The organism is Mycobacterium sp. (genome assembly GCF_036490025.1).
GTDB lineage: Bacteria > Actinomycetota > Actinomycetes > Mycobacteriales > Mycobacteriaceae > Mycobacterium.
The window spans coordinates 41,184-58,395 of record NZ_DASXEP010000142.1 but is presented as its reverse complement, the minus strand read 5'-3'; the positions used below and the strand labels follow the sequence as shown (position 1 = coordinate 58,395).

The 17,212-nt window shown below is 66.4% G+C and carries 19 protein-coding genes and 1 pseudogene; 12 read left to right on the top strand and 8 right to left on the bottom strand.

The genetic code is table 11. The features are described from left to right. Positions 1 to 380: pseudogene (locus VGG53_RS16235) on the top strand (hypothetical protein); the annotation flags it as partial. Next, positions 377 to 1,567: a CaiB/BaiF CoA-transferase family protein gene (locus VGG53_RS16230; protein WP_331519084.1), complete on the top strand. Its 1,191-nt coding sequence runs from the start codon at positions 377 to 379 to the stop codon at positions 1,565 to 1,567. The pseudogene VGG53_RS16235 and the gene VGG53_RS16230, both read left to right, overlap by 4 nt. 12 nt (positions 1,568 to 1,579) lie before the next feature. On the opposite strand, the gene VGG53_RS16225 is transcribed toward VGG53_RS16230, so the two are convergent. The 3 genes from VGG53_RS16225 to VGG53_RS16215 are packed head-to-tail and all read right to left on the bottom strand — an operon-like array spanning position 1,580 to position 3,822. Further along, complete coding sequence (locus VGG53_RS16225) at positions 1,580 to 2,920, bottom strand: TetR/AcrR family transcriptional regulator (RefSeq protein ID WP_331519083.1); 1,341 nt, start codon at positions 2,918 to 2,920, stop codon at positions 1,580 to 1,582. 12 nt (positions 2,921 to 2,932) lie between these two features. Next, positions 2,933 to 3,388 (bottom strand): MaoC/PaaZ C-terminal domain-containing protein, encoded by a 456-nt coding sequence (locus tag VGG53_RS16220; RefSeq protein ID WP_331519082.1) that lies wholly within the window; start codon positions 3,386 to 3,388, stop codon positions 2,933 to 2,935. Further along, positions 3,388 to 3,822, bottom strand: a complete 435-nt coding sequence (locus VGG53_RS16215) for an FAS1-like dehydratase domain-containing protein (protein ID WP_331519081.1) — start codon at positions 3,820 to 3,822, stop codon at positions 3,388 to 3,390. The genes VGG53_RS16220 and VGG53_RS16215 overlap by 1 nt, the downstream gene beginning before the upstream one ends. Before the next feature lie 78 nt (positions 3,823 to 3,900). Here VGG53_RS16215 and VGG53_RS16210 point away from each other — a divergent pair, with 78 nt between their 5' ends. Next, positions 3,901 to 5,364, top strand: a complete 1,464-nt coding sequence (locus VGG53_RS16210; RefSeq protein WP_331519080.1) for an aldehyde dehydrogenase — start codon at positions 3,901 to 3,903, stop codon at positions 5,362 to 5,364. A gap of 16 nt (positions 5,365 to 5,380) precedes the next feature. Then, positions 5,381 to 6,517, top strand: a complete 1,137-nt coding sequence (locus tag VGG53_RS16205; protein ID WP_331519079.1) for a Zn-dependent alcohol dehydrogenase — start codon at positions 5,381 to 5,383, stop codon at positions 6,515 to 6,517. A 27-nt stretch (positions 6,518 to 6,544) separates the two neighbouring features. Here the strand turns inward: VGG53_RS16205 and VGG53_RS16200 are convergent, their stop codons facing one another. Continuing rightward, a complete protein-coding gene (locus VGG53_RS16200) occupies positions 6,545 to 7,048 on the bottom strand; it encodes a hypothetical protein (RefSeq protein ID WP_331519078.1) in 504 nt (167 codons plus the stop codon). Then, positions 7,045 to 8,133: a Gfo/Idh/MocA family oxidoreductase gene (locus VGG53_RS16195; protein ID WP_331519077.1), complete on the bottom strand. Its 1,089-nt coding sequence runs from the start codon at positions 8,131 to 8,133 to the stop codon at positions 7,045 to 7,047. Before VGG53_RS16195 ends, VGG53_RS16200 begins: the two co-directional genes overlap by 4 nt. Before the next feature lie 142 nt (positions 8,134 to 8,275). Here VGG53_RS16195 and VGG53_RS16190 point away from each other — a divergent pair, with 142 nt between their 5' ends. The 7 genes from VGG53_RS16190 (at position 8,276) to VGG53_RS16160 (ending at position 13,003) form a co-directional block, all read left to right on the top strand. After that, positions 8,276 to 9,550 (top strand): cytochrome P450, encoded by a 1,275-nt coding sequence (locus VGG53_RS16190; RefSeq protein ID WP_331519076.1) that lies wholly within the window; start codon positions 8,276 to 8,278, stop codon positions 9,548 to 9,550. After that, positions 9,547 to 10,350, top strand: coding sequence for an enoyl-CoA hydratase/isomerase family protein (locus VGG53_RS16185; protein ID WP_331519075.1), 804 nt, complete (start codon positions 9,547 to 9,549; stop codon positions 10,348 to 10,350). The genes VGG53_RS16190 and VGG53_RS16185 overlap by 4 nt, the downstream gene beginning before the upstream one ends. Positions 10,351 to 10,352: 2 nt before the next feature. Beyond that, the gene (locus VGG53_RS16180; RefSeq protein ID WP_331519074.1) at positions 10,353 to 10,778 is read left to right on the top strand and encodes a Zn-ribbon domain-containing OB-fold protein; all 426 of its coding nucleotides are present in this window, start codon (positions 10,353 to 10,355) and stop codon (positions 10,776 to 10,778) included. Then, positions 10,775 to 11,698 carry an SDR family NAD(P)-dependent oxidoreductase gene (locus VGG53_RS16175; RefSeq protein ID WP_331519073.1) on the top strand — a complete coding sequence of 308 codons (924 nt, stop codon included), beginning with the start codon at positions 10,775 to 10,777 and terminating at the stop codon, positions 11,696 to 11,698. The genes VGG53_RS16180 and VGG53_RS16175 overlap by 4 nt, the downstream gene beginning before the upstream one ends. Positions 11,699 to 11,703: 5 nt before the next feature. Continuing rightward, entirely contained in the window at positions 11,704 to 12,285 is a 582-nt protein-coding gene (locus tag VGG53_RS16170) for a nuclear transport factor 2 family protein (protein ID WP_331519072.1), read from the top strand. 74 nt (positions 12,286 to 12,359) lie between these two features. Next, a complete protein-coding gene (locus VGG53_RS16165; protein WP_331519071.1) occupies positions 12,360 to 12,593 on the top strand; it encodes a type II toxin-antitoxin system Phd/YefM family antitoxin in 234 nt (77 codons plus the stop codon). Next, on the top strand, positions 12,590 to 13,003 hold the full coding sequence (locus VGG53_RS16160; RefSeq protein ID WP_331519070.1) for a type II toxin-antitoxin system VapC family toxin: 414 nt from the start codon (positions 12,590 to 12,592) through the stop codon (positions 13,001 to 13,003). Before VGG53_RS16165 ends, VGG53_RS16160 begins: the two co-directional genes overlap by 4 nt. Before the next feature lie 96 nt (positions 13,004 to 13,099). On the opposite strand, the gene VGG53_RS16155 is transcribed toward VGG53_RS16160, so the two are convergent. Then, positions 13,100 to 14,143 (bottom strand): TIGR03857 family LLM class F420-dependent oxidoreductase, encoded by a 1,044-nt coding sequence (locus tag VGG53_RS16155; protein WP_331519069.1) that lies wholly within the window; start codon positions 14,141 to 14,143, stop codon positions 13,100 to 13,102. Between the two features lie 48 nt (positions 14,144 to 14,191). Between VGG53_RS16155 and VGG53_RS16150 the strand changes: the two genes are divergently transcribed. Continuing rightward, positions 14,192 to 15,277 carry a phosphotransferase family protein gene (locus VGG53_RS16150; RefSeq protein WP_331519068.1) on the top strand — a complete coding sequence of 362 codons (1,086 nt, stop codon included), beginning with the start codon at positions 14,192 to 14,194 and terminating at the stop codon, positions 15,275 to 15,277. Positions 15,278 to 15,309: 32 nt separating this feature from the next. Here VGG53_RS16150 and VGG53_RS16145 read toward each other — a convergent pair whose 3' ends face one another. Both VGG53_RS16145 and VGG53_RS16140 read right to left on the bottom strand, forming a co-directional pair. Next, on the bottom strand, positions 15,310 to 16,143 hold the full coding sequence (locus VGG53_RS16145; RefSeq protein ID WP_331519067.1) for an NAD(P)-dependent oxidoreductase: 834 nt from the start codon (positions 16,141 to 16,143) through the stop codon (positions 15,310 to 15,312). A 7-nt stretch (positions 16,144 to 16,150) separates the two neighbouring features. Beyond that, the gene (locus VGG53_RS16140) at positions 16,151 to 17,143 is read right to left on the bottom strand and encodes an alpha/beta hydrolase (RefSeq protein ID WP_331519066.1); all 993 of its coding nucleotides are present in this window, start codon (positions 17,141 to 17,143) and stop codon (positions 16,151 to 16,153) included. Positions 17,144 to 17,212: the final 69 nt, after the last annotated feature.

Genomic DNA, 17,212 nt, shown 5'->3' with positions numbered 1-17,212 from the left:
TGTCACACTCCCCGCCGAGTCTGGAAGTCGACACCTACGACCTCAGCGACGAAGACCGGGCGCGGATCATCGCCGACGGAATGGCCGAAGCGCGCACCAAGATCCGTCCCGACTGGGACGCCGAAGTGTTGGACGCGATGTCGAACTGGGATGTAGCTGCGCTGGTCCGGCTCGTCGACACCGCCCACCACCGTGCGGGGGCTGGTGCCAACGAGATCAGGACCTGGCTTGCCGCGGGCGCCGCCGGCGGTGGGCGGCCGGTCACGCCACTGGTGTACGAGCCGGTGCCGGAATGGATCACCGGGATGGCCGTCGCCGCGTCAACCTCGAGTACGGCGGTTGCCGCTGGTCAGGCGGCCAGGAATTCCTCGGCGACATGACCGATGCGCCACTGGCCGGCGTCACCGTCGTGAGCCTGGAGCAGGCAGTCGCCGCACCGTACGCCACCCGCCAGCTCGCCGACCTCGGCGCGCGGGTAATCAAGGTCGAGCGTCCCCAGGGAGGTGACTTCGCCAGGGGTTACGACCGTGCCGTGCATGGCGAGTCGAGCTACTTCGTCTGGCTCAACCGCGGCAAGGAGTCGTTGACTGTGGACTTCAAGCAGCCCGAGGGCAGACGCATCGTTCAGCGTCTGCTGGACGGTGCCGACGTGCTGGTGCAAAACCTGGCGCCGGGTGCGGCGGCCCGGATGGGGTTGGACGCCGACTCGGTGGCACGCGCGCACCCGCAGACCATCACAGCGACCATCACCGGGTACGGGCAGGACGGCCCGTGGTCCGACCGCAAGGCCTACGACCTGCTGGTACAAGCCGAGGCCGGGTTGTTGTCGGTGACCGGTTCGCCCGCCGCGGTGGCGCGCACCGGTGTGTCCATCGCCGACATCGCCGCGGGCATGTTCGCTTTCTCCGGGATCCTCACCGCGCTTTACGCCCGCGCCACGACCGGTGCGGTGCGGCCGGTGTCGGTCTCGCTGTTCGACGCGTTGGTCGAATGGATGTCGCAGCCGCTGTATTACGGCCGCTACGGGGGAACGCCGCCGCCGCGCACGGGTGCGCTGCATCCGACGATCGCGCCGTACGGCCCGGTCACCGCCGGCGACGGTGGCACCGTGTTGCTGGCCGTGCAGAACCCGGCGGAATGGCAGCGGCTCTGCGAGATCGTCTTGGAGAGAACGGATCTCATCGCCGACCCGCGATTCGCGACGAACCCCGATCGGGTAGCGCACCGCGATGAGTTGGAGTCGATCATCGCCGCCGCGGCCGCGCGGCTGAACGCCGAGGAACTCGAGGACCGCCTGCACAGCGCGGGCGTGGCACACGCGCGCATGAACGGTGTGGACCAGTTGTGGCTGCATCCGGTGCTCGTCGGGCGGGACCGCTGGCAGGAGATTCAGACGCCCGGCGGTCCAGCCGCCGCGCTGTCGCCGCCCGCGGCCCTGGCCGGCATCGATCCCGTGATCGGCGACGTGCCCGCGCTGGGCGAACACAATCGAAAGATCTTGCGCGAGTTGGGATATTCGACGCTGGCGATCGAGGACCTCATCGCCGCGGGTGTCACGACGGCGTAGTGCAAGCCCCGACTACTTCGCCCGTGCGAAGAAGCCGCGCCTGATGCAGGTCATCAACACGTCGATGAGATGGTCGTCGTCAATAGGGTCGGGCAGATCGAGAGCGGCCTGCGGCACCCGGGTGACGAGCGCACGCAGGATCAGAGCCGACACCAGCGGGTCGAACGGGTACCGACCCGGTCCGCGGATCAGCATCCTGGCCGCGCCGATATCCATTTGCACCTGACCGTTCTCACCAATGCTCACAATGGTGGGGTCGTCGGTGGTGCCCTCGGCCCACGCCTCGATGCAACCCGAATACCGGTCATAAAACTCAACGTAGGTGCCCAACCAGTGCCGCAGTGTCGACTTCTTTGCCACCGGATCGACGTCGGCGATCCGGTCGGCGAATGCCATTCCGGCGCCGTAGATTTCGGCGGCGACCGCGGCAAGCAGATCTTGCTTGTCGCTGAAGTATTTGTAGAACGTGCCTCGCGCCACGTTGGCCGACTCGACGATGTCATCGACACTGGTGCCGCGGTAGCCGCGGGCACGGAACTGAGCGGCGCCGGCATCGGCCAAAGCATTCACGGTGACGACGGCGCGCTTGCTGAGGCTCGCGGTGCGCTCGCTGATGGACAGCCCCTTGACGTCCGGCTTCGGGGGCACCTGGACGGCGTCCACGTCAGCGGCGGGGGCAGCGCTGGCGTGCAAATGCAACGACGTCAGCACCGATCGCGGAGTGTCGGGGAACAACATCAGCTGGAGGAATACCGAGAGCGTGTCGACCGCGTTCTTGGCACTACGGCCGTAGGCGCGGTCGGTGTGCACGAAAAGATTGATGCGGTGCACCAGTGCGGTCATCGTCATGGCCGCGACCTCCGGGTCGAGGCCCTGCAGACCCGAGGCGGCGAGCCGCTCGGCGAGGCGGTGGTTGTAACTCCGCACAAACCGGGTGATTTCGGGGCGCACCTTGGTGTCCGACGAGGCAATTGCCGTCCATTGCACGAACATCGTGGAGTACTTGTCGAATACCCAGCTCCATTCACCCAGCCACCAGTTCAGGTTGTCGAAGCCCACCTCGTCCGGTCCGAGGGGACCGATGCGCCGCGACACCCGGAACAACGCGCTGCCGCATTCGTTGAGCAGCTCCAGGAAGATCTCGTCCTTGCCCTTGAAGTACTGGTACAGAGTGGCCCGGGACACCCCGGCCGCTTTGGCTATCGCGTCGACCGACGTGTCGAAGTACCCGACCCGGCCGAACAGCTCCAGGGAGACCTCGGCGATCCGCCCCCGGGTGGTGGCGCCGCGAGCGCCCACGGCGGGGCTGGAGGGGCCGTAGCTGGCCCTGCGGACGATCGAGGCTTCGGACATGGCGTTTCCAGCCTATGGCCGATCCGGGCTGCCCGCGTCGTGCCGAGCGGCGTTTCGCGGGATGAGAAACTCCGCGGTGCCGGTGATCGCGGCCCCGCCCGTCTGCCGGGTGGCGGTCAACCCCACGCTCACCCGGTCGGCCTCGGACTCGGCTGATACGGCGGTCACGGTGCCCGAACAGGTCAGCACGTCGCTCGGCCAGACCTGCTCGCGGAAGCGGACACCGAAGCGGCGCACGGTGCCCGCACCCAGCCAGTCGGTGGCGAACCCGGCCAGCAACGCCGCGGTGAACATGCCCTGCGCGAATACCGAAGGGTAGCCCGCGGACTGCGCTAGCTGATCGTCGTAATGCATGGGGTTGAGGTCGCCGGACGCGCCGGCGTAGCGAACGAACATCTGCCGGGTGAGCGGCCCGAACTCGCGTGCCGGCGCCTGCGCGCCGACACGCAGGGCGGTCGTCGCCGTCACTACTTCGCCGCCGTCTCGATGAAGGTGGCTCTGGCTTCGGCGACCAGTGCTCCCCCGGCGTTGCGGTACTCGGTGACTACGGTGGCGAAACGCATTGTCCCCCCACGCCTTCCGGGTTTCGAGTACCGGTCGACGACCCTCTCCTGCGCGGTGAGGACATCCCCCGCGATCGGCAGGCCGGAGTGGAAGGTGTACTCCTGCTCGCCGTGCAGCAGTCGCTTGCGGTCGAAACCGACGTCGACCCGGACACCGGCCGGCGCCCACCGGCCGGCGGTGGTCAAAAACGTCGGCGGGATGATCGCGTCCGGTCCGCGGTAGGAAGGATCGTCGCACAACATCGCCTCGGCGAACTCGGCGATCTTGCCACGCTCCACGACCAGCTCCCACGGCCGTCCGGAATTGCCGTCGGCGTCGCTGTCCGGCGATCCAGTCATAGTGACCAATACTGTCAGAAAATATGCAGGACCGAAACTGAAACCTCGCTTCTGCACCAATCAACAGCTTGTCGAAAGATGACATTGCTGCCAGAATCGGTGGCCATGGTCGAGTTGGCGGCGAGCTATGTCGCAGGCAAATGGGTGTCGGGCGCGCACACCGAAACGCTGGATGTGACGTCGCCGACCACCGGCGAGCTGCTGGGCACGGTGGGCGTCGCCGGCCGCGACGAAGTGGACTCCGCGGTCGCTGCCGCCCGCGGCGCACTCCAGCCGTGGGGGCGGGTCTGCGCCGCCGATCGCGGCGCAGCGCTGGGCCGACTCGCCGACGCGCTGAGCACCCGCAAAGGCGAACTGGCCGACCTGACGACCGCCGAGATCGGCTCACCGCGATCCTGGAGCACGTTCGGTCAGGTCATCACCGCGGTCGGCGTACTGCGTGCCTACGCGGCGATCACCCCCGACTATCCCTTCTCGTCGAGGCGGGCTTCCATGACGGGCGGCACTGTCGAGGTACGTCAGCTTCCCGTCGGCGTGGTCGGCGCCATCGTGCCGTGGAACACGCCGCTGTTCATCGCCGCGCTGAAGCTCGGTCCCGCCCTGGCCGCGGGCTGCACCGTGGTGCTCAAGCCCGCGCCCGACGCCCCGCTCGAATTCGGCGTGCTGATGGAGGCGGTCGAGGAGGCCGGGATTCCCGACGGCGTGGTCAACGTCGTCAATGGCGGCGCTGCGGCCGGTGAGCTGCTCACCGAACATCCGGGTGTCGACAAGGTCAGCTTCACCGGCTCGACGGCCGTCGGCGCGCGAATCGCGGCGTCGTGCGGTTCGCGCATCCGCCGCTGCAGCACTGAACTGGGCGGCAAGTCGGCGGCCATTGTGTTGCCCGACGCGCCGCTCGAGACGACGGTGCCCGGTTTGGTCGGCGGCGTGATGGGCAACAACGGTCAGCTGTGTGCCGCACTGACCCGAATCCTGTTGCCGCGCAGCCGGTACAACGAATTTGCGACCGCCTTGAGCTCCGCGGTCGAAAGGCTGACCGTCGGAGATCCCGCCGACCGGGCCACCGACATCGGTCCGCTGATCAACGGGGCCGCGCGCGACAGGGTCGAGGGGTGCCTGCGGCGCGCGCGGGATGCCGGTGCCACCGTGCTGGTCGGCGGCGAGCGGCCCGACCGCCCAGGTTGGTTCGTCATGCCGGCACTCGTGGCGGCGACGAACGACATGGAGATCGCCCGCGAGGAGGTCTTCGGCCCGGTCGCGGTCGTCATCGCCTATGACGACACCGGCCCGGACGACGCCGCCGAGGCGGTGGCCATCGCCAACGATTCCCGCTACGGGCTGGTCGGCGCGGTGTGGTCAGCCGCCGAAGAACGCGCAGCGGCGGTGGCGACCCAGCTGCTGGTGGGATCGGTGGCAGTCAACTCGACCGCTGTGCTCGACTTCGGCAGCCCGTTCGGCGGATTCAAGCAGTCCGGCATCGGCCGCGAAGGAGGCCCCGAGGGAATCGCCGGCTTCGTCGAACATCAAGCCATCATCCGTTGAGCCGGAAGGGATTCCAGTGCAGACCCAAGCAGCGGTCCTGTTCGAACGCAACACGCCGTGGTCGATCGAGACCATCGAGCTCGATCCGCCGAAGGCGACCGAGGTGCTGATCGAGCTGCACGCCTCGGGCATGTGCCACTCCGACGACCACCTGGTCACCGGCGACATGCCGATCCGACTGCCCTGCATCGGCGGGCACGAGGGTGCGGGCGTGGTCAAGTCCGTCGGCGAACACGTGTCATGGCTGACGCCGGGCGACCATGTGGTGTTCAGCTTCATCCCGTCCTGCGGTCGCTGTCCGTCGTGTTCGACGGGCCATCAGAGCTTGTGCGACCTCGGCGCAAAGATCTACTCCGGCATGCAGATTCACGACGGTACCGCCCGCCACCACCTTCACGGCGGTGACGACCTTGCGCTGGCGTGCGGCGTCGGTTCCTTCTCGCACCACACCGTGGTGCACGAGGCGAGCTGCGTGAAGATCCCGGACCACTATCGCCTGGACCTGGCCTGCCTGCTGGGCTGCGGTTTCATCACCGGGTGGGGATCAGCAGTCTATGCCGCCGACGTCCGGCCGGGCGACACGGTGGCCGTCGCGGGCGTCGGTGGCATCGGCGCCGCGGCGGTGCAGGGTGCCCGGCTCGCGGGGGCCCGCACGATCACCGTGATCGACCCATCGGAATACAAGCGCGCCGAAGCGCTGAAGATGGGAGCCACTCACACCGCAGCGGATTGGGACGAAGTGAAAGACGTTGTCGCTGAGGCTACCTGGAACCGCGGTGTGGACAAGTTCATCTGCGCGATGGGAGTTGGGGATGGCCAATTGGTCGGCCGGGCGCTGGCCATGACCGCCAAGCGCGGCAAGTTGGTGGTGACGAACATCCACCCGATGCTGGAACGGGAGATCCGGGCCAACCTGATGGACCTCACCCTGACCGAGAAGCAGATCATCGGGACCCTCTACGGCTCGGGCAACCCGCGTGCCGACATCCCGAAGATTCTCGAGCTGTACAGCGCCGGGCAGGTGGACCTCGAATCCATGGTCACCCACACCTACCCGCTGGAGAAGGTCAACGACGGCTACGCCGACATGCACGCCGGCGCCAATATCCGTGGCGTGCTGATCTATCCGGCCGCCGATGCGGCATTGCGCTGACGCAGGGTGTCAGCCGCGCGGCCCAGGCTAGGTTGACGCCTGCCAGTTGGTGGTGGACGAGGTGAACGGCACACCGAGTTTGGCGAGTATCCACGGCGGCAAGCGTTTTGGCATCGGTAGCGGTACCGACCGGGCGCCACGCGCCTCGAGCAACGCGTCGTATGCCGTGGTATCGCCGCCGAACGGTTGTCCCTCACCGGCGATGAACCCATACAGCTCGCAACCCTGCGGGCCGGCCTCCCAAGGTCCGAACACGTCGCCCCACTCGAGCATGATGTGCGTGCCGGCGCGGGCGACCACGTCACCGCAACGGATTTCGCCGGACAGGATGAAGTTGCTGTGATCGCCGGTGTGACCGTGCTGTGAGGAAATGGCACCAGGGTCCCACTTGTTCCAGAACGCGAAGTAACGGGGAGACAGTTCAATCCACTTCTCCCAGATCGACGCCGTGCGACCATCTGCGAACTCATAACGCAGCATTTCCTCGGCCGGTATGTCGTCGAGATGCTTAATCGATGGCCCACCTCTCATTGGGCAGCCTGTACGGGTTCCCAGCCGCCGCCTTCGGACGAGCGGTGCGCTGCGTCGATCACCGCGATCGACAGCAGCCCGTCCTCGAACGTGGCCGCGGTACTCGGCGCGCCGTCGAATGCGGGCAGCCAATCCTGCAGCATCAGCGCCATCGCGCGGCTGGCGTGGCCCGCCAGGCCCGCAGGCAACCGCTCGGGGTGCGCCGGTTCGCGTTCGTCGACCGTCAGGGGAGTCAATCCCGCATCGGTGGCGGCGCCGAGACTGTATGCCGCGGAACGTAAGTCGCCGTCGCCGATGATAGTGCCGTCGGAGCCGAACAATTCGAGGCGGTAGTGATCGGCGTGTGCACCCATCACCGAGAGGCTCAAAATGACAGTTACACCGGACTCCATCCGGATTAGCAGGGCCGCGGTGTCGTCGGCGGTGACGTCGAGGGTCCCCCCGTCAGGCAGTTCGCGGACCGGATCGCTGGTGCGCACTTCCGCACACACCGACACCGGCCGGCCGAGCAGGCTGCACAGGAAGTCCAGATCGTGCACCAGCATGCCGGCCAGATAGCCGCCGCCCTGCTCGCGGTCGTACATCCAATGGGCCTGAAGCGAATGGCTCGGATGCCAATAGGACGCGCTGCGACTGACCCGCGCGAGGTACTGGTGCCCGAGGAAGCCCGAACGCACCCGGTCCGCGACGGCCAACCAGTCCGGGTTCCACCGGTTCTCGAAGCAGCAGGCGGTGGGCAGTCTGGCATCCGCCGCGGCGCGCACCATCTGACGGGCCGCGTCGAGGTCACCCGCCAGCGGCTTCTCGCACAGCACGGACTTACCCGCCGCCAGCGCGGCGAGCGTCATCTCGTGGTGCAGCACGGTGGGAGTCGCGACCGAGATGACGTCGAGGTCGTCGCGGGTGACGAACGACTGCCAGTCGGTGGAGGTCTGGTCGATACCCAGCCTGCCTGCCACGCGTTCCAGACGTTCGGGTGTGCGCGCACAGAGCGCGACGGGCTCAAAGCCCTTGGCCGCCCTGAAACCGGGAACCTGCACGTGCGCACCCCACCCCACGCCGATGATGCCAACCCGCAACGTCATGTGCTCTCCTCGTCCATCCAGCGGTAGTGACACCAATGTTAGATAACTCCTGAGCTCGACGAGCGAATACCGGGCTATTGCCCGACCTGATCCAGCACCCCGGCGTTGCCTATAAGTGACATGAGTGCCAGAATCGGTTGCTGTGAGCGCCATCGACACTGACGAGCAGCAGTTCGCTCCGCTGATCGACCTGCAGTGGTGGCAGGAACGTCCGGCCGACCGAAGTGAGCTCTACCGACGCCTTCGCGAAGCGGGCGGTCCGGTGTTCGTCCGCACCAACCGACCCGGCTCGCCCCGCGTCCGTGGATTCTGGGCAGTCGGCGCGCACCGAGACGTGGTCGACATCAGCCGCCGCCCCGACGAGTTCAGTTCCGGGCAGGGCACCCAGATCTTCGATCAGACCGCCGAGATGCGCGAATACCGCGGCTCCATCATCGACATGGACGACCCCGAACACATGCGGCTGCGCAAGATCGTCTCGCGCGGCTTCACCCCGCGCATACTCTCCGAGCTGCGTGGTCTGGCCGAAGAGACCACCGCCGAGATTCTCGAGGAGATGCCGCGTTCGGGTGAGTGCGATTTCGTCTCGTCGTTCGCCACGCTGCTGCCCTTGCGCATCATCGACACCATGCTCGGCGTGCCGCGCGAACACGAACAATTCATCCTGCGGGCGACGAACATCGTGTTGGGCGCCTCGGATCCCGAGTACGTACCCGACCAGACCGTCGCGGGGATTGGGGCCGCCGTCACCGAGATCAGTGAGCAGTTGATCGACCTGCTCAAGCAAATCGCCGAGGACCGCATCGCCCGTTCCCGCGACGACGTGATAAGCAAGCTGGTCACCTCCGACGAGGAAAACCTGACCCCTCAGGAGCTGGCGAAGTTCTTCATCCTGCTGCTCGGCGCGGGCAACGAGACCACCCGCAATGCGCTGACTCACGGGCTGCTGATTCTCAGCGCGCACCCCGACCAGCGCGACCGGCTGCTGGCGAACTACGACGATATGGCGCCCACTGCGATCGAGGAGATCCTGCGGTACTCCAGCCCGGTGATCCACTTCCGCCGCACGGTGACCCGCGACGGCGTAACGCTGACCGACCCGCAGGGCGAGGTGACGCATACTTTCAACGCCGGTGACAAGGTCGTGGTCTGGTATCCCGCCGCTAACCGCGACCCCGCGGTATTCGACGATGCGGAGACCTTCGATATCACACGAAAACCGAACAACCACATCGCTTTCGGCGGTCCTGGACCGCACTTCTGCCTGGGCGCCCACCTGGCCCGGCTGGAATTGAACGTGGCGTTCAAGATGCTCTACGCGCGCTACCCCGATATCACTGCGGCGGGCGAACCGGTCATGCTGAGGTCGAACTTCGTCAACGGCGTCAAACACCTGAAGGCCGGCTACACACCGTGAGCACACAGGCAGCGGTGCTGTCCGACATCGCAAACGGCGTCATGACGATCACCCTGAACAGGCCAGAAGCCGCCAACGCGGTACGTCCGGACGACCGCGACGCGGTCATCGCGTTGCTGGCCGCCGCCGACGCCGAGGAGAAGGTGCGCGTAGTGGTGCTGCGCGCCAACGGAAAGCACTTCTGCTCCGGCGCCGACGTGGCCTCGCTCGCCGAACGGCGCGCGCAGGGCGAGAAACGGGTGCTGGAGCCGACCCGGCGCATCATGAACGGGGCCCAGAAGCTGGTGGCCAGCGTGCTGGACTGCAACAAACCGGTGATCGCCGCGGTGCACGGCGCGGCGACCGGGCTGGGAGCCCACGTCGTGTACGCCTCCGATCTGGTGATCGCCACCGAAAACGCCTACTTTGCCGAGTCATTCGTCAAGCGCGGGCTGGTCGTCGACGGGGGCGGCTGCTACCTACTGCCCCGCCGCATCGGCATGCAGAAGGCCAAGGAAATGGCGTTCTTTGGTGAAAGGCTCTCAGCCGCCGAGGCATTGACGCTGGGCTTGGTGAACCGGGTGGTCAGCGCCGCCGACTTCGACGCCACGGTCGCCGACTTCGCCGAGCGGCTGGCGGGAGCGCCGACGTCCGCGATCGCGTTCACCAAGCGGCTACTCAACGACTCCCCCGATACCGACAGGTCGGGTGCGTTCGTGGCCGAGGCGATGGCACAGGAGATCCAGTCGTATTCGCACGACTCCACGGAGGGCGTGCAGGCGTTCGTGGAGAAACGACCCACTGAATTCACCGGGTGGTAGCGATGGCTCGCGCTGACATCCCCACCATCGACGCGGCAAGCGCTCCCTACTGGGATGCCGCCCGGCGCGGGCGCTTACTGATCGCCGAGTGCGCCGCATGCGACAGGGTGCACCACTATCCGCGGCCATTCTGCCCGTACTGCTGGAGCGAGAACGTGCACCCGGTAGCGGCCAGCGGAAGCGGAACGCTATACACGTATTCGACTGTCTACGTGAACGATTTGGCGCCGTTCAAGGAGCGACTGCCGTATGTGGCTGCGATCGTCGAACTCGCCGAAGGCCCGCGGCTGATGACAACGATCGAAGGCGCGGACCCTGAGGCTCTTCGGGTCGGAATGCCGGTCACCGCCGTCTTCCGGCCAGTCGACGAGGCCGATCCCGAAAGCCCGTATCTGACCGTCTTCACACCATGCGAGGAGAGCCCATGACCGGACTACTCGACGGCAAAGTCGCCCTGGTGACCGGGGCTGGGCACGGCATCGGCCGCGGTCACGCACTGGAACTGGCCAAGCACGGCGCCACCGTGATCATCAACGACCTGGGCACCAGCCTGTCCGGCGAGGGTACCGGGAAGGTGGCCGACGAGGTGGTGGCGATCATCGAAAGCCGCGGTGGCGCTGCGATTTCCGACTTCAGCGACGTCGGCGACGAGCAGCAGGTCGACCTCGCGGTGGAGCGGGCCTATTCACAGCTGGGCCGGCTGGACATCGTGGTGAACAACGCGGGAATCGTGCGCGACAAGGCGATCTGGAACATGACCGTCGACGACTTCGACCTGGTGATGCGGGTACACGTCCGCGGCAGCTGGCTCACCAGCCGAGCCGTCGCCCGCAAGTGGCGCGAAGAATCCAAGGAACTGGGCGCCAAGGTCTATGGCCGCATCATCAACACCACCTCTGGCGCCGGTCTGCACGGCCACTTCGGCCAGACCAACTACAGCGCGGCCAAGGCGGCGATCGTCGGTCTGACGCAGACGTTGAGTCTGGAGTTGGCCTCCATCGGTGCCACCGTGAACGCGATCAGCCCGGGTGGACGCACCCGGATGTCGGCCTCAATGCCGGGTGCGGCGGCGCCGATCGAGCCCGACGAGCGCACCGAGAACGAGTTCGACCCCAAGGACCCGTCACTGGGTTCACCGGTGGTGGCCTGGCTGGCCAGCCCCGAGGCCGGCCACGTCAGCGGGCAGGTGATCCGCGCGATCGGCGAGCATCTCCAGCTGCTCAAGGGCTGGCATCCGGTGGCATCGGTCTCGAATAATCAGAAGCGTTGGGACGCAAATACACTCGGGGTCATCATCGCCACCGACGTGTTCGGCACCCGAAACACCGGCCTGCGGCTGGGTGGGTGACCGCGATGCCAGATACTGCGGAAGTCGAGCGGGAATTCCGGCACTACTTCATGACTGGGCCGGTGCTCGAGGACTGGCAGGCCTGGGCCGCCCTTTTCACCGACGACGCAACGTACTTCGACCACTTCTACGGCACCTTCACCGGGCCGGACGAGATCACCCGATTCCTCGAGGGAACGATGGGTGCCGCACCACAGGTCTACAGCCCGCTCGTCTGGTACGTGGTCGACGGAGTGCGCGTCGCCTACAAGGTGTTCAACCGCGCCGACAACCCCGAGCCCGGCGCACCGCCGATCGACTTCCCGTCGTATCAATTCATCGAGTACGCCGGCGGCGGTAAATGGCGATCCGAGGAGGACGTCTGGCTGCTTCCCGAGATGAAGGGCTTCGCTGCTCGCTACGCGGCCGCCGAGGCCGCACACGCACAGACGCTCGGGCAGAAGCTCCGTCGTGACGATTGGGGCTCCTGGGTGGATTGGGCGCGTCCTGAGCCCGGCCACCAGGCCGCCCCGTCATGGCTGGGCAAGGACGGCTTCACACCGTTCTTCGGTATTCGCGACATCGACTTCGGTGTCCGGTCGCACTGACCTCTGTCGGAGTGACCCGATGATCGCACTAGTGCAACTAGTTCGACTAGGCTATTCGATGCTAGCCTGGGCAGATGAAGACGGTTTCGAGTACGGAGGCCAAGGCCAAGCTGAACTCACTGCTAGCAGAAGTCGAGCGCACCGGCGCCTCGATCACGATCAGCAACCATGGCAGGCCGGTGGCAGTGCTGATGCCGGTGCAGTCGCGTCCAAGGCGGTTCGGTCAACTACCGGCACTTACCGTACCCGGTACATTCGATGATCCCCTGCCTGCATCGGAAATTGCGGCCTGGGAGGGCAATTCGTGACTTCGTCGGACCCGACGCCTTCTGCCGTACTGCTGGATACAAATGCGTTGCTCTGGTTGGTGGCCCGGCCGGAGAAAATCTCCAAGCCGGCCCGCGAGGTTCTCAGCGAGCCCAGCACGGAAGTCAGCGTGTCGGCTGCCTCTGCGTGGGAGATCGCGATCAAAACTCGTCTGGGGCGACTTGACGGCGACCCGCTGTTGTCGGCGTGGTCGGACATCCTTGCCGACATGACAGCAACCGAACTTCCGATCGATGCGGCAGACGCCATCCTCGCGGGCCGCCTGCCATGGGACCACAGTGACCCGTTTGACCGAGTGATCGTGGCACAGGCCGCGAGGCGAAACCTCATCATTGCGACCAGCGACACCCGCATCCTTCAGGCAGCGCTCACCCCGACCCTCAAAACCTGAGCTAATGCCACGCTCAATGGTATTGGGGCACCGAGTAATTCCATGGAATCGAGCCCGACGAACCGCTCGATGCTCAACTGATTTCGGGACGGGGCCTCAGGCTGTCGGCGGGAAGAGGCAACCCAACCGGTCGGGAGTGCTGCCGTGCAGGACCAGTTCGTCGGCACCGGCGTCCCGGTAGCGTTCGAACACCCGGTGGCAGGAACGTGCCGACCCGATCGCCGCCGCCTCGTCGGTCCAAGCCGAAGGCAACACCGATGCCACCTCGACCAGTTCCTCGCGGGTGAGCACGGAGTCTGCCGAGCCCTTGACCCCGGCGAGCAACCGATGAGATCGCAACCGCGTCAACGGCTCCGGATTCCATCTGTTGACTGCAGCCAGCCGTTCTCCGAAGCCGGGGATTTGGTAGTAGGTCACCGCCCGTGCCCCGACCACCGCGAGCTCCTCTTTGGCGGGAAGCTCGCATGCCACCACGACGGTGGCGTATACCCGGACGCTTCCGGCCGGCCGCCCGGCCGCTCGTTCGGCGCCGCGCACGACCTCGACCGATCGTCGCACGGCGGCAGTCGTCAGGAACGGATGCAGCAGCACCCCGTCGAACTGACGACCCGCAAGCTCCAGGCCCTTGGGCCCGATCGCCGCGAAAACCATCGGCGGCACCGGCTGATCGGGTAAGTCGTTGAGCCGCAATGACGGAAAGGTTCCGGCGGGACCGTCGTAGCGCACCTTCTCTCCACGGCACAGACGCCGGAAAATGTCGGCATGGTCGACGATTGACGCATTGGTGGAGCGCGGTAGCCCGACGGCCGCCCACATGGCGTCGACCGAGCGTCCGACGCCGAGGATGAATCGCCCGCCCGAGAGCGCCTGAGCCGTCATCGCCAGCGATGCCAGCAATGCGGGATGTCGTGATTGCAAATGTGTTATGCCCGCGGCGATTCGGATTTTCGACGTGACCTGGCTGACCGCGCCTGTAATAACCCCGAGGTCCTTGGTTCCCCACCGCTCGCTGAGCCATATCGTGCGCAGGCTGAGGCGCTCGGCGGCCTGTGCTTGGTCGACCACGGCGCCGGGATCGATCACACGTCCGGGAAGCACGTAGGCCCCGAGCGCTGGACTACTAGACCGGCTGTCATCCATGACCGCTATTCTGACAGTAGTGTTCAGAATGTTGGCAAGGGGTTCTTGATGGCGTACACGTCGACACGCGGCGACGTCGGCGACCAGGTGGGTGAGGTGCTGCACAACTGGCTGCCTCCCCGGCTGGCAGCCGCTGAAGCGACAGCCTTCGAGATCTCCGAGTTCATCGCCCCGCAGGCCGGTTACTCCGGGCGAACGGTCTACTTTACCGCCGCCTGGATCGACCCAGTCGGTGTCCGGCACGCCGAGGATCTCGTTTTGCGCGCACAGGCCGAGGACCACCAGTTGTTCACCGTGACGGACGCACCGCGACAGGCCGAAGTGATGCAACGACTTGGCGCGCAGGGCATTCCAGTTCCGAACATCGTCGGCATCGAACGCGATGCAGCTGTCCTGGGATCGCCGTTCTATGTGATGCGCCGAGTCCGGGGGCGTACACCGTCGGACGTTCCGAGTTGGCACAAGCGGGGCTGGACCGTCGACCTGTCCGCCGCTGAGCGGGGGTTACTGTGCGACAACGGGTTACGCGCACTCGTCCAACTGCAGCGGGTCGACGACCCCGACACATTGCGTTTCCTCCGTGGCGAAGCCGACCGCACCCGCACGGCGTTGCAACGCTACCTCGACACACTTGCCGGCTGGTACGACTGGTGTCGCACCGACTTGATGGTGGGCGCGGACACGCTCGCCGAGGCGCTGCGGGTGATCCGGGATTCGACGCCCGACACCGATGCCGAAACCGTGGTGTGGGGCGACGCGCGGGTCGGGAACATGTGTTTCGACGATGACATGTCAGTGGTCGCGCTCTTCGACTGGGAGACGGCGGGCACCGGGCCGCCGGACATCGACCTGGGTTGGTGGCTGATGTTCGAGCGCTTTCTTTGCGAATCGCTGGGCTTTGCCCGGCTGCCCGGGGTACCCGATGACGACGAATTCGTTAGGCGCTACCTGCAATTCGGCGGGACACTGACCGGCGACATCGCCTACTACCAACTGGTGGCTGCCTTCGTCCTGTCGCTGATCAACAACCGCCTCGCCCGACTGTTGGTGCGCGACGGCCTGGACGCCGCGACGGCACGCAGCTATCCGCAGACGTCAGTCGGGCTGGTCGAACGCTATCTCGATCAGATCTGACCCAACCGCGGCCCCCGTGAGTCGACCCGTCGTCAGGGAGTCACTGCCGTCGCCGAGTCGACGGCGTCGAGGTCCAGTGGTCCCTCTCGCACAGTGGTGCCCAACAATCCGAGTTCCACCTCCGCTTCGGCCGCGGCCTCGCGACACGCCGCGATGTCCTTGCGCAGGAACGGCCCGGCCAACTCGGCGAATCGGCCCATCCCGCCGATGCGATGGGCGTGGGCGGCCACCTGGCTCCCGGCACTGCACACCTGCAGCGTGGACAAGAGCACGTCTGATTCGACGCCCAGCTGGGCGCCCAGTTGCGTTGCTGCAGCGAGTAGTTGGGCGTTGGCCGCGAACAGCAGGTTGTTGATCAGCTTGAGCGCCAGCGCGCTGCCCAGCGCGCCGGTCGCGACCACCGCGTCGGCGTAGGCGGCCAGGATTGGCGTCACGGCGGCGACGGCGTCACCCGGTCCCCCGATCAGCACGGTCAGCGTGCCTGCAGCGATATCGTCCGCGGTGCCGCTGACCGGGGCGTCGAGGATGACCGGTGCCGCGGGAGAACCGTTCCGAAACGCCTCGAGGGTGGACAGTGTGCCCGTCGTGTGAGACACGAACACCGCACCCGGCTTCGCATTCGCGATGAAACCGTCTGGCCCGAGCCCGGTTTCGCGCAGCTGCAGATCGGAGAACAGGCATGAGATCAGGAAGTCGCTCCCGCGCGCCAGGCCGGCCACCGAATCGGCGATCGCGGCGCCCTTCGCCGCCAGTCGTCGGCGGGCCTCCTCACGCCGGGCATAGACCAGCACGTCGTGACCGGCGCCGAGTAATCGCTCGACCATCGGCTCGCCGAGTTGTCCCGCGCCAAGGAATCCGACGGTCACTGATCTCCTAAGCGTCGAGGGATACGGCGTCAGCGGCGAGCGGGACGGGAACGACGGTCGTCACCCAGCGTGCGATGCGGTCCCATAACTGGGTACGGTGACTCGCGAAGTTGTGACAGTGCCCCGAACTCGGAACGAGGTGCAGCGTCACATCCGGAGAACCGGTGTAGTTGGCGGGTTCTGCATAGGGGTTCGGCGAAACGTCCAGCGCCGCGCCGAATCCGAGGAAGACGGGGACATCCACTTGGGGTGCATACCGCTCGACTATTCCCGGGGTGGTGACCTCGGCGGCCGCCCGCAGCGGAGTCCGGCTCTGCACGGCGGTATCCGCGTCGATGACTTGCTGCGGAACTTCGCCGGCATAGAACAGGTCGGCGAGGTACCCGCGAGGCGCGTAGATGTGGGCGTCGGTCGGCTCGGCCCCAGCCAGCTGACAGGACACCTCGATGGTCTGCTGGATCCGCGCCTCGAGTTCGGCCGCATCGGGGGTGTCCTGGTACACATTGGTGATCTGAACGCCGTAGCCCAGCAGCACGACAGCGTCATAGAGATGCGCAGTCGCCTGCACCATCGTCGTCAAGCAGGCGCCCATCGAATGACCGACGCCAAACAGCGGTGCAGTAGTTGAGGGAAGGTCCTCGTGTAACTCGCCGTGCCGCAGCCGTTCTCGGATCTGGCGCGCGACTTCGGCATCGCCCTTTGCGAGCAACTCCAACCCCACGGGTCCCAACGTGACAGGGTCCGTGCTGTCGCCGATCCCGAGGTGATCGACTGCGATCACGGCGAACCCGGAGTCGGCCAGGTGCTCGCCGAAGCTGTACCCGGAATAGCCGTCGATGTCGATGTGCCAATAGTGCTTGTCGTAGGTGCCCCCGGCGAGACAGAGCAACACGCCACGCACGTCGGCGGGCCGCTCAGGCAGAAACAACCAGGCTTCCTGAGTCAGCTCCTCATCGGACCCAACACCTCTGGTGACATCGAACGTCAACGAATGTCGCATGCGCTAACCCGTCACGTCTCGCCCGATCAACTGCCCGACGTCATGCCACGTCCGGTCCTGCGTACGTGG